This is a genomic window from Salinimicrobium oceani (assembly GCF_012037645.1).
The window spans coordinates 206,888-222,815 of record NZ_JAAVJR010000002.1; the positions used below are offsets into that span (position 1 = coordinate 206,888).

Annotated in this window: 14 protein-coding genes; 9 read left to right on the top strand and 5 right to left on the bottom strand. The window is 41.3% G+C overall.

The window, feature by feature from the left end:
* The first annotated feature begins 11 nt into the window (after nt 1–11).
* Nucleotides 12–1,226: a site-specific integrase gene (locus tag HC175_RS04420; protein ID WP_168025996.1), complete on the top strand. Its 1,215-nt coding sequence runs from the start codon at nt 12–14 to the stop codon at nt 1,224–1,226.
* A 211-nt stretch (nt 1,227–1,437) separates the two neighbouring features.
* Here HC175_RS04420 and HC175_RS04425 read toward each other — a convergent pair whose 3' ends face one another.
* The 5 genes from HC175_RS04425 to HC175_RS04445 form a co-directional block, all read right to left on the bottom strand.
* Nucleotides 1,438–1,734 carry an amino acid permease gene (locus HC175_RS04425; protein ID WP_168025995.1) on the bottom strand — a complete coding sequence of 99 codons (297 nt, stop codon included), beginning with the start codon at nt 1,732–1,734 and terminating at the stop codon, nt 1,438–1,440.
* Nucleotides 1,735–1,853: 119 nt separating this feature from the next.
* On the bottom strand, nt 1,854–2,078 hold the full coding sequence (locus tag HC175_RS24135; RefSeq protein ID WP_168025994.1) for a GDCCVxC domain-containing (seleno)protein: 225 nt from the start codon (nt 2,076–2,078) through the stop codon (nt 1,854–1,856).
* A gap of 20 nt (nt 2,079–2,098) precedes the next feature.
* Nucleotides 2,099–3,445, bottom strand: a complete 1,347-nt coding sequence (locus HC175_RS04435) for a dihydrolipoyl dehydrogenase family protein (protein ID WP_168025993.1) — start codon at nt 3,443–3,445, stop codon at nt 2,099–2,101.
* Nucleotides 3,446–3,460: 15 nt separating this feature from the next.
* The gene (gene merTP, locus HC175_RS04440; RefSeq protein WP_168025992.1) at nt 3,461–4,069 is read right to left on the bottom strand and encodes a mercuric transport protein MerTP; all 609 of its coding nucleotides are present in this window, start codon (nt 4,067–4,069) and stop codon (nt 3,461–3,463) included.
* A 1-nt stretch (nt 4,070) separates the two neighbouring features.
* Nucleotides 4,071–4,442, bottom strand: coding sequence for an ArsR/SmtB family transcription factor (locus tag HC175_RS04445; protein WP_168025991.1), 372 nt, complete (start codon nt 4,440–4,442; stop codon nt 4,071–4,073).
* 273 nt (nt 4,443–4,715) lie between these two features.
* Between HC175_RS04445 and HC175_RS04450 the strand changes: the two genes are divergently transcribed.
* The 8 genes from HC175_RS04450 (at nt 4,716) to rpe (ending at nt 15,913) form a co-directional block, all read left to right on the top strand.
* Entirely contained in the window at nt 4,716–5,108 is a 393-nt protein-coding gene (locus tag HC175_RS04450; RefSeq protein WP_168025990.1) for a hypothetical protein, read from the top strand.
* Between the two features lie 93 nt (nt 5,109–5,201).
* Nucleotides 5,202–9,677 (top strand): CusA/CzcA family heavy metal efflux RND transporter, encoded by a 4,476-nt coding sequence (locus HC175_RS04455; protein ID WP_168025989.1) that lies wholly within the window; start codon nt 5,202–5,204, stop codon nt 9,675–9,677.
* Between the two features lie 30 nt (nt 9,678–9,707).
* Nucleotides 9,708–10,949: an efflux RND transporter periplasmic adaptor subunit gene (locus HC175_RS04460; RefSeq protein ID WP_168025988.1), complete on the top strand. Its 1,242-nt coding sequence runs from the start codon at nt 9,708–9,710 to the stop codon at nt 10,947–10,949.
* Nucleotides 10,950–11,037: 88 nt separating this feature from the next.
* Nucleotides 11,038–11,373, top strand: a complete 336-nt coding sequence (locus HC175_RS04465) for a P-II family nitrogen regulator (RefSeq protein WP_168025987.1) — start codon at nt 11,038–11,040, stop codon at nt 11,371–11,373.
* A gap of 269 nt (nt 11,374–11,642) precedes the next feature.
* Nucleotides 11,643–11,930, top strand: a complete 288-nt coding sequence (locus HC175_RS04470) for a cation efflux transmembrane domain-containing protein (protein ID WP_168025986.1) — start codon at nt 11,643–11,645, stop codon at nt 11,928–11,930.
* A 259-nt stretch (nt 11,931–12,189) separates the two neighbouring features.
* Nucleotides 12,190–14,742 carry a heavy metal translocating P-type ATPase gene (locus tag HC175_RS04475; protein ID WP_168025985.1) on the top strand — a complete coding sequence of 851 codons (2,553 nt, stop codon included), beginning with the start codon at nt 12,190–12,192 and terminating at the stop codon, nt 14,740–14,742.
* The gene (locus HC175_RS04480) at nt 14,729–15,181 is read left to right on the top strand and encodes an OsmC family protein (RefSeq protein ID WP_168025984.1); all 453 of its coding nucleotides are present in this window, start codon (nt 14,729–14,731) and stop codon (nt 15,179–15,181) included. The genes HC175_RS04475 and HC175_RS04480 overlap by 14 nt, the downstream gene beginning before the upstream one ends.
* Nucleotides 15,182–15,253: 72 nt before the next feature.
* Complete coding sequence (rpe, locus tag HC175_RS04485; protein WP_168025983.1) at nt 15,254–15,913, top strand: ribulose-phosphate 3-epimerase; 660 nt, start codon at nt 15,254–15,256, stop codon at nt 15,911–15,913.
* Nucleotides 15,914–15,928 lie beyond the last annotated feature (15 nt).

Consider the following 15,928-nt stretch of genomic DNA (forward strand, 5'->3'; position numbering starts at 1 on the left):
AAATCAAAGAGGTGACGTCAAATGCAAAAATAGTACTCAGAAAAAAACCCAATAAAGAAGGACTGTATCCACTGGCGGTTCGTATTACAAAGAATCGCCGTTCAAACTATCATTATATAGGTCATTATATAAATTTAAAAGATTGGGATGAGAAAAATATCCGAGTTAGGAAATCACATCTGAATGCAGATAGTCTCAATGGCTTATTAACCACTAAACTTTCTGAAGCTAATAAGATGCTAATTGATTTGCAATCGGGGAAAAAGGATATATCAGCTAATCAAATAAAACAGAAACTGTATGCCTCTTCTGAATCTATTACTTTCTTTGAGGTTGCAAAAGATTTTCTTGATGAACTAGAAGCAAATAAGAAATTGTCAAGACTCTCTACCGATAAGGCTCGCGTTAACCACGTATTGAACTTTTCCAAATCAAAGCAGCTTACCTTTCAGGAAATAGATGAACAATTTTTAAGGAAATTTAAAATCTACTTACGTAAAAAACACAGCCTATCAGAAAGGTCAATAGTAAATAATCTTATAGTGATTAGGACTATCTATAATAGAGCTATTAAATTGGATATAGTAGATAGAAAACTCTATCCCTTCGGTTCTGATAAAATACGAATTAAATTCCCAGAAACCGAAAAAATAGGTCTAACCAGAAATGAGGTCATAAAACTTGAATCCGTTAAAAATCTGAATGAAAACGAAACTCACGCTCGAAATGTTTGGCTTTTTAGTTTTTATTTTGCTGGAATTCGAGTAGCTGACGTATTGAAAATTCGCTGGAGCGACATTTATGATGAAAGGCTTCATTATCGTATGAATAAGAATTCAAAATTGTTATCCCTTAAAATCCCCGGTAAAATATTTCCGATTTTGGAATACTATCAGGACAATAAACAAAATGATGATGATTTTATATTTCCTGAAATGAAAAAGGCAAATTTAAAAGATGCCAAAGATGTCTATGCTAAAACAAAAACAGCCAACAAAAAATTCAACAAATATTTGTTATCCGTTGCAGAACAGGCCGAAATATCAAAAAAAGTCACAATGCACATAGCACGACATACCTTTGGAAACATATCAGAGGATAAAATTCCGATCAATATGCTTCAAAAACTATATAGGCATTCATCAATTACTACCACAATAAATTACCAATCTAACTTTATGCATAAAGATACCGATGAGGCATTGGATAGTGTGATTAATTTCTAAATAGATATTCACACCGAAGGCATTTCAAATGCATGGATAAGCAATATTTGTGATAAAAAAGACACTGCTACTGCTATTGACACTTATGAAGAATTAAAAAGCATTACCACAATGTTGGCAAGTACATTGGCGGGTCTGATCTGGTTTTATGATAGTCCTGAAATTACCTTTATCGTTAGTGGAACAGGGGTTGTAATTGCTATAGTATATTTTATGTGGATGCCATACAGAAGAACGCTGCAAATGCTGTAATTGTGCCTTTCCCGTAGGCCTTTTTCAGGAACATAGCTATCCCCCCTGCGGAAGGATAAGCATCGGCCATTTTAATATATGAATAAGCACTAAATCCCGAAATTACTCCACCCACTATAAATGATAGTGCGAAATATTGTCCGGAGAGTTCAGCGATTTGCCCCAGAAGGGCAAAAATACCTGCTCCAATCATTACTCCAGTACCCATAGCAACGGTATTGCCAAGACTAAGGCTTCCTTTCTTATAATCACTCATAAAACAATTTTTAAATAGAACATCACTTCAATAAAATCTCTTGATTTTGACCTATAGGTATTTTTTAAGCGCTTTTACCTATTCTTATATCCATGAGCCATCTTTTTTATTGTAACTTTTTAGCAATAATTAGAAAACCCGCAAGTATTATTTTGTTGGATAGGAGGACAGGGTACGCTGCCATAAGAACAGAATACACAACAATCACCCTCTTTGGGTTTTAAAACCTCTTTACATTGCTCGCATTCATAAAAGAACTGGCAGGCATCTGTAGGCATTTCTTCTGTCTTGGAATGTCCGCAATCTGGACAAGTTATAGTTGATTCAATTATAAAGGAATTCATTTTTTTATTTTTTTAATTAATCATACCATATATACAACATCTGAACTTGATGAAGGATAGGTTAAGATTATGGTTTTTAAATCTTTGGAAGTAAATCCGGCTTTTATAGCCATGGCAAATAAATTTATAATTTCCTCGGCGTGAGGGCCAATGAGATGTGCTCCCAAAATTTTTCCGGTTTCTTTCTCGATGAGAGTCTTATAGGCATAGGTTTTCTCGTTGATCCTTTTTGCGGTAAACCAGTCGGGAACACGATCCTTGTTTACCTTAAAGTTTAAACCTTTTTTAACAGCTTCTTCTTCAGAAAATCCTACCGAAGCCATTGTGGGCAGTGTAAAAACCACAGTGGGAATGGCGGTATAATCTGGTTTTTTAATGTTGCCTTTTAATATATTGGATGCTACAATATGTCCTTCCATAACTGCAACAGGTGTAAGGGGAATACCATCTGTATCTGCTGCATCCCCGGCAGCATAGACATTTGGATTAGTGGTGCTTTGCAAATATTCATTCACTTCAACTCCTTTTTCACCAAAGGCAACATTGGCTTTTTCCAGGTCCATATCAAAAATGGCAGGAGACCTTCCTGCAGAATTAATCACCTGCGCCGCCTCCCATTTCTTTTCCCCGCTTTCACCTTTTCCGGTCACGCAAAAAGCCCCATTCGCCTTTTCAATCGCGGTAACATTGGTATTCAAAACTAGTTGTATACCCATTTGTTTGGTAGCTTCAGTTAATTGATCTACTATGAAAGGATCAAAATTTTCAAGCGGTCTTCTCCCTTTGTGAACGATTGTCACTTTGCTGCCAAAACGGGCAGCCATATGTGCAAATTCAAAAGCGATGTACCCACCGCCAATAAACAGCAAAGAGGATGGCAGGAACTGGAAATTCAGAAAATCTGTACTGTCCATAGCGTACTCCTCCCCGGGTATTTCCAGCTCTCTCGGTTTTGCACCCGTGGCTATTATAATCTTTCCGGCTTCTATAGTTTCATTTCCTACCTGCAATTGAGTTTCAGAAATAAATTTTGCTGATCTATGAAAGGTATCAATTTTGTTTTTTTCGTAACTTTTTTCAATTTTAGGCGGCATAGCATCCACAAAATCCTGTTTAAATTTCATTGCTTCCTGCCAGTAGATAGCTGGTACTTCAGAAATTTGCTTCTCGTGTAGATTATCAGCCAAATGTTTTACTTCAGTAGGGCCGAGCATGATCTTTTTGGGATCACATCCACGAAGAGCGCAGGTACCACCATAGGGCAATTTATCTGTGATTCCCACCCTAAGCCCTTTAGAAGCACATTTATTGGCAATATTCATTCCTGCCATTCCGGAACCTATCACAAAAACATCATAATTTTTCATCTGGTTCTTTTTAAGTTACTTATCAACTACCTTATAACCGGTACTGCTTATAGCACTAATAATTGCAGCCTTATCTACTTTTGTTTTGTCATATTCGACTACCGTATTGGCATTTTCATAATTTGCCTTTACCGAAATAATGCCATCAAGTTTATTGACTTCATTTTCCACAGGGGCTTCACATCCTGCGCAGGTCATTCCTTCTACAACAAATACCTCCTTAACAATATTTGATTGTGAAACATAGACTATTTCCTTGGTAGGTTGGCTGTAAAATACTTCGGAGTAAGTGGGAAAAGCCAGCATGAGCCCTGCAAATAATGTTACAATCAGTAAAAACTTCTTTGACTGCAGAAATGTTGGTTTTTCATCTTCTGCACATCCGCAATCACTTTCAGCTTCTTTTTTAGATCTTAGTTTTTGATACCAGGCCAGGCCCAGAACTAAAACCGTGAGCGCAATTAAATACGGCCGGAAAGGTTCCATCCACGAAAAGGTAGTAGCCATTCCACTCGTGCCCACGACCAAAGCAAGAACTGGTGCAATACAACATAAAGATGCTGCTGTTGCCGCTACTACACCGCTTAAAGCAGCTTTATTGGATCTATTTTGAGATGCATCCATTTTAAGCGGATTTTCTTGATGATTTAATTGAACTCAAAATGTTATCCAGAACCTGGGTTTCAGAATTTACCAGCGAATAATATAAAGTTTGCCCCTCCCTTCTGGAGACAATAAAGCCGGCGTCTTTAATTTTTCGAATATGTTGCGAAATCGCCGGCATACTCATTTTTAAAATGTCTGCTATATCACAGGGACATAATTCCTTCTCCATGTTTAAAAGGAAGAGAATCTTTAAACGCACCTCATTACCGGCAATAGAAAGGAGTTTTGTCATCTGCTGGAAACCGTTGTCCAAACTTTCAATTGTTGCCTGACAATTCAATAGCTGTGTATGGTTAGCTTCAGCACGTGTACAGATTATTTCAAGTTTCATAAAAAATTTTAAAGCTGCTAAGATATAAATTATTTATTATTTAAGCAACTTATTAAATATGATAGAGAAATAGTGTATTATGTTGATATTCATCCCGCCAAATTTCTTCCAGGAATTACCTCAGTTTAATCCATTCTAAAAACTGGTTTAATATCTGATTTCTTCCGCTCAAATGGCCGCAGGCATCGGTTTTAAATTTTCATTTCAATTCGCTAAATATTAGAAGTTCTACTTTTGCACTTCTGTTGCATTTAAATTTTTTATCTTTGTAATGTGAAAATTCTAGCAACCACTTTTTTATCCGTCATTTTCTTGTTCCAATCTTCGGGACCAGTAACGGATTGGTGCTGTGAACTACTGAAAATACCAAATCTTGTTGAGCATTATAAAGAACAATCGGCAGATACCGGTATTACTTTTTTTGATTTCATAGATTATCATTATGGGGATCAGAAAAAATTTCCGGGCCACGAGAAGGATAATCATGATGGTGAACTTCCATTACAAGGCAACCACTCGTGTTATCATGGCATGGCCTATGTTGATTCGCCGAATCTTGAAACCTATTCCTTAGGAATTCCAGAAGCAAAAACTAATTCTTTATTCTACCAACCTCCATTTTCCTCGGCCAGTTTAGGTACTATCTTTCAACCACCCCAAGTTTAATTTAACTTTTGTGATAGGATAATTATATCCTGACGCCATTGACTTCTTTAATGGCCATCTCATCTATTTACGTTGAATTAAATTCTATTATTAATGATTAACAAAATTATAGCATTCTCTATAAACAACAAGTTTATAGTAGGACTGCTAACATTGGCACTTATAGGAGCCGGAATATGGTCGATGATGACCGTGAACCTGGGTTCAGTTCCTGATATTACAAATAACCAGGTACAGGTGATTACCCAATCTCCCAGCTTAGGTACTGAAGATATTGAACAGTTTGTCACTTATCCGGTCGAACTGGCAATGGGTAATCTCCCCGGGGTGACTGAATTACGATCTGTTTCCCGCTTTGGACTATCCGTGGTAACCATCGTCTTTGAAGATGACATGGGAACTTATTTGCCCCGGCAGCTGGTTCAGGAAAAATTGACAGAGCTGCAGGAAACCATTCCCGAAAACTTTGGTAGCCCAACTATGGGGCCTATTTCCACCGGGCTGGGACAGATTTATGAATATACCATCCAGCCACAACCAGATTATGAAGAGGAGTATACTCCTACGGAGCTCCGAAGTATTCAGGACTGGATTATTAAGAGACAGCTGACACTCCTTGAAGGTGTTGTAGAAGTGAATTCCTTTGGAGGATACATCAAACAGTACGAAGTAGCTATTAGTCCTGAGAAATTAAATGCGCTGGATGTAAGCATCTCCCAGGTTTACGAGGCCCTGGCCCGGAACAATGTAAATACCGGGGGAGCCTACATTGAAAGGAACAGAATGTCCAACTTCATTCGGGGAGAAGGCCTGATCCAGTCTTTAGATGACATCAGGAAAATAGTGGTTACCAATGAAAACGGGATTCCTGTTACAGTTGGAAATATTGCCGAAAAAGTGAGTTTCGGAAGTCAGGTGCGTTATGGTGCTTTTACTCAGGATGGAGAGGAAGCTGTGGGCGGTATTATTATGATGCTGAGGGGCTCAAACCCCAATGCGGTAATACAGAGGGTCCAGGAAAGGATGGCGGAGGTAGAAGAATCCTTGCCGGAAGGACTTGAAATAAGGCCCATCATTGACCAAAGCGCCCTTATTGGAAGAACAACCGATACCGTGACTAAAAACCTGTTGGAAGGTGCTTTAATCGTAATCTTTGCATTGGTATTCCTATTGGGGAGTTTGCGTGGGGGCCTCATTACAGCCACTACCATTCCGCTGTCCTTGCTCTTTGCCTTCATCCTGATGAAGCAGTTTGGGGTTTGGGCAAATTTAATGAGCCTGGGGGCCATTGACTTCGGGATAATTATTGATGGGGCGGTTATTATTATAGAAGGTGCCGTTTATGAAATCCATAAAAGGATCAAAGCCGGAAAAGTCAAATTTAATCAGGCGGTCATGGATGAGGTCGCTTACGATTCCGGAAGCACTATGATGGGGTCGGCATTTTTCGGCCAGGTTATCATCCTTATTGTGTTTACACCCATCTTGTTCCTAACAGGAGTGGAAGGCAAAATGTTCAAGCCAATGGCCTATACTTTTGGTTTTGCAATGATAGGTGCCATTATCTTGTGCCTTACCTACGTTCCTATGATGACGGCATTGTTTATGAAGCCGATTGAAAACAAGAAAAACTGGTATGGCAAGTTAGAACGCTGGCTGGAAAGAGTCAGTGATAAAATCATTGGTGGCATTCACCGTGCTTACCTTCCGCTCTTAAAAGCTTCCCTCCGCCTCAAAGCTGCGGTGATCATAGGATCTATTGTTTTATTGGGGGCTGCAGGCTATGTTTTTTCCGCGATGGGGGGAGAATTTATTCCGCAGCTGGATGAAGGGGACATTGCCATGCAAGCTTTAATCCGTCCAGGTAGTTCATTAAATGAATCTATTGAAGTCTCTAAAAAAATTGAGACCTTACTTTTGGACAACTTCCCGGAAATAGAGACAGCAACAGCCCGAATTGGGGTGGCCGATATTCCTACTGATCCCATGCCGATGGATATAGCAGATATGTACATCATACTCGAAAAAGACAGGGACAAATGGGTTTCTGCTGACACAAAAGAGGAACTCATTGAACAAATCCAGGACCTACTCAATAAAAACCTCACAGGTGTCAACCTTGTTTTTACCCAACCTATAGAGCTAAGGTTTAATGAGCTATTGGAAGGGGTAAGAGAAGATATTGCGGTAAAACTCTATGGCGAGGATTTGGAAGTTCTATCCACTAAGGTTCAGGAAATGGCAGAGATTATTCAAACTGTACCCGGAACAGGAGATGTAAATGCAGAGAGAACTTCTGGTCTCCCACAAATGACGGTACGCTACAATCGTGACAAGTTAGCACAGTACGGGCTGGAAATCGAAAAAATAAATGAATATATAAATACCGCTTTTGCAGGTGGAGTGGCAGGAGTGGTTTTTGAAGGAGAAAGACGTTTCGACCTGGTAGTGCGCTTTGATGAAGAGCACCGACAGAGTATTGAAGATATACGGACTTTATACATTGATCTGCCTAATGGTACCCAAGTCCCGATTAATGAAGTAGCTGATATCAGCTTTGTTCCCGGGCCAATGCAAATTTCCAGAGACGACACCTATCGCAGAACATACGTTGGGGTAAATGTGAGGGGCCGTGACGTAGAGTCGGTTGTGAATGATATTCAGGCAAAACTGGGTGCCGAACTGGATTTACCTCCAGGTTACTACATTTCTTATGGCGGTGAGTTTGAGAACCTTCAAAATGCCAAAGACCGCCTGATTATTGTGGTGCCTATCGCTCTCTTGCTGATATTCGTGCTGCTGTATTTTGCCCTGGGCTCATTCTCGCAGTCTATCATGATTTATATGGCCATTCCATTAGCGGCCATTGGGGGTGTTTTCGCCCTGTGGCTCCGGGACATGCCCTTTAGTATCTCTGCAGGTGTAGGCTTTATCGTGCTCTTTGGAGTGGCAGTACTTAACGGTCTGGTCCTGGTGAATCGCTTTAATTCATTAAAAGAAGAAGGCGTAACCAGTATCAAAGACCGGATTTTTATGGGTACGAAAGAACGAATCAGGCCGATCATGCTTACAGCGGTAACAGATATTTTAGGATTTATGCCAATGGCATTTTCTTCTTCGGCCGGTGCAGAGGTGCAGCGCCCTTTAGCAACCGTGGTTATTGGAGGTATGCTTACAGCTACCCTTCTCACCCTTGTGGTGTTGCCAGTCCTTTATACTTTAATAGAAAATATGAAAAACAGAAGAAATAGTAATAACAATAATGGCTTTGCACCAGCCCCTGCAATAGTGGTGGCATTGCTTTCTGTCGGAAGCCTCTTAGGATTTAGCACCCCTGCAGAGGCACAGGAAAACAGTTCTTCACAGAAAAATTCTCCGGCTCAGGCTGAAATAATTGTCCAACAGGATTCTTTGCCAGTCCTCTCGTTAGAAGAGGCCAAGGAACGGGCAATAGAGGCTTTTCCGAGAATAAGAGCTGCTGCCCTGGAGATAGAAAGTCAGCAGGCTTTAAAGAAAACGGCCTGGGACCTTGGTAATACCCAGATATTCACCGGCGCAGAAGAAATTAGCGGTGGTTCGAGTAATGCTGATCTTGGTGTCTATACACAAATTGGGGTTCAGCAACAGAATATCGACATCTTTGGTATTGCGCCACGCCTGAAGTTGCAGAAGGAAAGGGTGGCCCTGGCAGAAGAAGCCCTTGATCTTTCCATTCTTGAAGTAGAACTGGAGGTAAGTCAGGCCTGGGCGTCGGTATATGCTGCTAAAAATGAGTATGAGACCTTATACAGTCTGGATTCAGCCTTTACCGATATTGAGAGAGCTGCACAGATCAGGTTGGAAACAGAGACAATCTCGAGACTTGAATACCTGGCTACGGTAAACCAGGGCAATGAAGTTGAAATACAAAAAGAGCAGGCCTATAGGGATTATCTTGGAGCCTTGCAGCGATTCAACCTGTGGTTTGCCAGTGACACACTTTACACGGTACCTAATGTTCCTGCCGATCAGTTTGATGAGCCCATTAGCGGATTACTGCAACCCCTTGGGAACCATCCCCTGCTCAATGTGTATGAACAAAGGATAGAGGTGGCTGATGCAACCCTAAGGGAGAGGCGATCGCAGTTTCTTCCGAAATTTCAGGCGCAGTACGGCAGGCAGAAAATTGACGGCCAAACCGGCTTTTATCAATATCAGGTAGGGATCAGCATTCCTTTGTTCTTTGGACCTGAATTGGGCAGAACACAATCAGCAAAAATAAACCGCGAAATAGCTGAAGCTAATTTACAGCAGACGCAGTTTGAGCTAAAGACAGCTTATGCTGAGGCACGCGAAGAATACCTGAAGTGGCTTAATTCCTGGACATACTATCAGGAAGAAGCGCTACCCTTGGCCAGAGAACAGCGGGCAGGGGCCATCATCGCTTATCGGGAAGGAGCAATTGACTATGTGACTTTCCTGCAAAACATACGCGATGCCGTACGCATAGAAGTGAATGCCTGGCAGGCATTGGGCAGCTATCTTGATAGCCGCTCCCAACTCGAATATTATATAAATACTTCAGAATAAGATAATTAATTAATAGACAAAGATATAAAAATGAAAAAGCACATTATAAAACTGTTCACATTGCTCATTACGGTAAGCTTTCTTTCAGCCTGCAATGGCGGAGAAGGCAAAGGTACGGAAGAAGCGTCCCCTGAAGCTCAGGAAGAACATTCTGCAGAAGAAGAAGGAGGTCATGAAGAAGGAGAAGAAGGAGGAGGAATGGGTGAAGTGCATCTTTCCAGTCTCAAGTTCAACAGTTTGGAAATAAAAGTGGACACCCTGCCCACAAGGCCCATTTCCGATATAGTAGAAGCTACCGGACAACTGGAAGTCCCACCACAATATGAAGCTACAGTAACTGCTTTTATAGGAGCCAATATAACTTCTATTGAGGTCATTGAGGGGGATCAAGTAAGCAAAGGTAAGGTACTGGCATATCTATCCCATCCTAACCTCACCAGGTTACAAACCGATTATATGACAGCTTACAGCCGTTTGCAGAACCTGGAGCAAGAATTTAATCGTCAACAAAGGCTTTATGAACAAGAAGTAGGTTCAGGCAAACTTTTTCAACAGGCACAGGCCGATTATCGTGTTGTGCAGGCAGAGGTTCAAGGGTTTGAATCACAGCTCAGGCAGTTAAACCTTAATGTTGCTGGCATACGAGAAGGAAATATTGTCGAGAATGTTCCTGTAGTCAGTCCAATAAAAGGGAGCATTGAAGATGTAAGTGTGCAGGTAGGACAATATGTTGATCCCCAAACCGAGCTATTCGAAGTGATCAACGCCGAACATGTGCATGCAGATTTAATGGTCTTTGCCAAAGATGTATATAAAGTCAAGGAGGGACAAAAGGTCCTGTTACAAATGGAATCAGTGCCCGGCCAGACTTATACTGCTGAAATTTATTCTATCGGCAAGAAATTTGAACAGAATCCCAGGGCTGTCCACGTGCATGCAGAGATACAGGAAGATTCAGAAAACCTGGTACCGGGCATGTACATCAACGGCAGGATCGTTACGGGCACAGGAACAGAAGTAACAGCCTTACCGAAAGAAGCAATTATTGAGGAAGAAGACAAATCCTACATCTTTATTGCTGAAGAGCACGAGGAGGACGGGGAAACCGAGTGGTCTTTTAAGCCGGTGGAAGTGGTGACAGGAGAAGAAAATGAAGGATGGGTGGAAATTAAATTATTGCAACCTTTACCTGAAGGTGCAAAGGTGGCGTGGAACAATGCTTATTATTTGATAGCAGAAATGAAGAAGAGCCAGACTTCTCACGGTCATTAAATTAAAAACTTAAATGGATGGGCTCTCTGTATAATGTTTGTCTTAATTAGTTAACCCAGAGGGTTCATCCTTAATACAAACTATAGCGATGAAAGAAATAAAAGCATTTATAAAACCAAAAAGAGTACAAAAAGTAGTTGAAGCCCTTAGTGATAGTGGCTTTAATAGCATGACCCTTTCGCAAGGGGAAGGGACCGGTGCATTCAAAGCCAAAGGTGCCAGCCCCTCCCTTGATTTTCGCATTACAGATAGTCCCGTAGTGAAACTGGAACTGGTGTGCCAAAATGAAGAAGCACGAAAAGCAATAGACATCATAGTCGAAAATGGAAAGACAACGGATCCTGGCGACGGAATTATTTATGTTTCAGATATTGAAGATGCGTTTCAAATAAAGACGGGAAAATCCATAAAGAAATTTGATTGACGGGGAGCAACAACAATAAAATAAGTCCTGTAAAGGAAGTTCTAACTGTTTGTCTTACTAATGGGATTTCCTTTTCAGGCATAATTTTTTGTAGCTCGAAATTAAAAATACAGGAAGTAATAAAGGAGACATATAGATGCCATAAGGAAAGTTGTAACTTATAACTGAAAAGAAGAAATGATCTATGAATGATTTTTTGACTGTTCTATTGTTTGCAGCCATGCCTGCCTTAGGAAATTTTGGCGGAGGTATGTTGGCAGAATTTATAAATGTTTCGGGCAAAACCGTTAATCTATACCAGAACCGCCTTTTTTCTCAACCTGACCTTTACGGTAGTCGAATTGATTGGTGGTTTTCTTTCGGGCAGTATTGCCATAATGGCTGGTTCACTGCATGATTTTGCCGATTGCCTTTCTTTAGGGGAACCTGAAAAAAAGACAAGAAATTATGAGGAGGCGAAAAATTTTTATAGCGATTCTAACAGGTGTGGTCTTTGGAATATTGATCATGCAACCGCTGGTTCTTTCCCTACAAATGAATTATTTACAGGGAGATGAAAATTGGTGGAAGTACCTCCCTGAGAGTTACCAGGAAATATTCAATTTTAGTGATAAAAATCAAATCTTGATGAACCTTCTTTTTGCATTGCTGGGGATAGCTCTTGCTTTCATGGTCGCTGTAAGAAAAAGGATATTTAAACTTAAAAAACAAAGTAGAAGTTCAAGGAGGTGAAGGCGCATTAATTAAAAGATCATCGCCAATTTAAAGATTTCAGCGAGAGTTTACCGGACAAGAATCGAAAAACCGATAGAAAAAATGAAAAAAACGCAAGTAAAACTGCCAATACTCCTGCCGGAAGTTCCCGATGAGAACGATCAATGTGTGCAGAGGCTAATGGATCACCTGCAAAACAGGGAAGGTATTGAAAAGGTGCATATTGTTTCTGAAAAAGAGGATGATACCCCTCAGCTTTGTTTTCATTACGATCCCGACATTATTTCCATTGCCCATATTACAAAACTCGCAAAACAGGCAGGGGCATCATTGACCAATGAATTTGGACATACCCTGTTGGAGGTTGAGGGAATACGACATGCAAGGCATGCGAGGAAAATTCAAAATGCCCTGAGAGGATTGGAGGAGATAATGGAAGCCTCGGTATCCGAATCGGGAATCGTAAGGCTGGAATTCATAAAGGCTAAAACTGATGAAGAAGATTTTCGTCAAATCCTGAGGAACGAAGGCCTGAAAATCAAGACTGCCAAAAAGAATAAAAAAGTGCCTCCTGAAACGGCTGAAACCCATAAACATTCCAACAAAGAGGCAGAGCTTAAAGATGAAGGCCACGCTCATGACCACGGGGGTATTTTAGGAAAAAATACTGAGATGTACTTTTCCATTATTTGCGGGGTGTTATTGGGCACCGGTTTTGGCCTTTCCTACCTGGAAACTGTGCCCGAATGGGCAAGTTTGGCCTTGTACATAGGCGCCTATTTCTTTGGGGGCTATTACACGGCAAAAGAAGCCATTGAAACGGTTGCCAAAGGAGGTTTCGAAATTGATTTCCTTATGCTGGTCGCGGCCATCGGGGCAGCCATTCTGGGAGAATGGGCAGAAGGGGCTTTGCTCCTCTTCCTATTTAGCCTGGGCCATGCACTGGAAAATTACGCCATGAACAAGGCGCGAAAATCTATTGCAGCTTTAGCAGACCTTGCACCTAAAACTGCTCTGATAAAACGAGATGGAAAGACGCAGGAAGTAAAAATAGAAGAGCTTCAGATAGGTGATATTGTTGTAGTGAGATCCAACACCAAAATTTCTGCCGATGGTGTTGTTGTTAATGGCAATAGTAGTGTGAACCAGGCACCCATCACCGGTGAGAGCGTCCCTGTGGATAAGTCCCCCGTACCCGATCCTGACAGGGACTATTCAAAAGAAAGCGAAATAAAAGAAGAACATCGGGTTTTTGCGGGAACCATCAACGGCAATAGTACCCTGGAAGTAAAGGTGATAAAAACCTCTCAGGATTCTACACTGTCAAGACTGGTGACATTAGTGAATGAAGCCCAGACACAGAAATCACCTACCCAATTATTGACTGATAAGTTTGAAAAATATTTTGTGCCATCGGTTTTGGCCCTGGTGGTTTTGCTGAATTTCGCCTTTCTGGTCATTGATGAACCTTTTAGTGAGAGTTTCTACAGGGCTATGGCAGTTTTAGTGGCTGCCAGTCCCTGTGCCCTGGCCATTTCCACACCCAGTGCTGTACTTAGCGGAGTGGCTCGTGCAGCCAGGGGTGGTGTTCTGGTAAAGGGAGGGCGGCCCCTGGAAGACCTTGGCGTGCTCACCGCTATTGCTTTTGACAAAACCGGTACCCTTACTGAAGGCAAACCAAAGCTCACCAAAGTTATCACTTTAACGGACGTAAGTGAAGAGGAACTGCTAAAAACAGCTGTAGCTGTAGAGGCTTTAAGCAACCACCCCCTTGCAAAAGCAGTGGTACGGGACGGCAAAGAACGCCTGGGAAATGCACAATTTCCGGAAGCAAGTAATATGGAAGCTGTTTTAGGAAAAGGTATAAAAGCCAGCCTCGGGGAAGATAAGGTGTATATGGGGAATCTTGAGCTCTTTGAAGCCCTCGATGATCAAAAGCCTTCAGAAGAAATCGTTGAAAAAGTAAGGGAACAGGAAGCCGCAGGGAACACGACAATGTTGATACGCAGGAATGAGGAGTATATTGGAATTATTTCCCTTATGGACACTCCACGGGAAGAAGCTAAAGCCACCTTGGAGGAGCTTAAAAAAATCGGTATTAAACGTATGATCATGCTCACCGGGGATAACCAAAAAGTGGCTGATGCGGTGGCCAAAGAAATTGGCCTTACCGATGCCTGGGGAAGCCTGCTTCCCGAGGAAAAGGTAGATGCTATTAAAAAATTAAAGAAACAGGAGGACAAAGTAGCCATGGTGGGCGATGGAGTGAATGATGCTCCCGCTATGGCACATAGTACCGTGGGTATTGCAATGGGGGCAGCAGGATCTGATGTAGCTCTGGAAACCGCCGATATAGCCCTGATGGCCGATAAACTGGAAACGCTGCCCTTTGCAATAGGTTTGAGCCGGAAAGCCAAAAGCATCATCAAACAAAACCTTTGGGTAAGCCTGGGGATTGTAGCTTTATTAATTCCGGCCACTATCTTCGGGTTTGCCAACATTGGTATAGCAGTACTGGTTCACGAAGGTTCTACATTATTGGTAGTGGGCAATGCTTTGAGATTATTAGCTTATAACAATAAGAAAACTGCCTTTCCCGGAGGCCGTATAAAACAAATTCATGAATTAAAACAAGAAAATAATGTCAGAATTTAAAGTTAAACTAGAATGGAAATCCGATTCCGAGGATTTCTCCTATAAGAATTATACACGTACCCATCAATGGATCTTTGGAGGAGGCTCGCAAATTACTGCATCTGCAGCTCCAGAGTATTTGGGGAAAGCTGAATTTGTCAATCCTGAAGAAGCCTTCGCTGCTTCCCTCTCCAGCTGCCACTTATTGACTTTTCTGGCTATTGCCTCCTTTAAAAAGTATATTATAAAGAGTTACAAAGATGAAACCGTTGCTGTGGTTGAGAAAAACAAGGATGGTAAACAGGCTGTGACCAGGGTTTTTTTACGGCCCAAAGTAGAATTCTCGGGGGAACATATACCTGATGAAGAAGAAATGAAAAAAATGCACCATAAAGCACATGCTGAGTGTTTTATCTCTAACTCTGTAATAACAGAGATTGTGTTGGAACCTGTTTTATAATTTTCTTCAGGTAGATTTAGTGTGTAAGGGTTTTAGTTTGAATTTTGAACTAGCCGATAAAATATAGTTGATATGAAAAATCTCATGGTTGCCCCTTCCATTCTTTCGACAGATTTTGCCCACCTGGGCAAAACCCTCGAAACTATTAATAGAAGTGAAGCAGACTGGCTGCATGTGGATGTAATGGACGGTATGTTTGTTCCCAATATCTCCTTCGGAACCCCTGTTTTACAAGCTATTCATAAGCACAACAAGAAACCGGTCGAGTTGCACTTAATGATTGCTCAACCTGAAAGGTATTTGGAAGTTTTTTCTAAATATGGGGAGCAAATTACGGTGCACGCCGAGGCCTGCCTTCATTTGCACAGCGTGGTGCAACAAATAAAAAACCTAGGTTGTAAAGCAGGGGTAGCTTTAAATCCGCATACCTCTTTAGGAAGCCTGGAATACGTCATCAAAGATTTAGATACAGTTTGCCTAATGGCTGTAAATCCGGGTTTTGGCGGACAAGATTTTATTCCCGATACACTGGAAAAAATAAAGGAATTAAAGCAATTGATACAAAGAAAAGATGCAAAGGCCTTTATTGAAGTAGATGGAGGGGTTAACAGGAATAACGTGAAGGAAATTTTGAATTCAGGAGCTGATGCTGTTATAGCAGGAAGTAGTATTTTCAATTCCAATGATCCCCTTAGGGCAATTCAGGAGCTTAGAAACCCCCTAATAAGGTAACTAATGTTGTAAAAA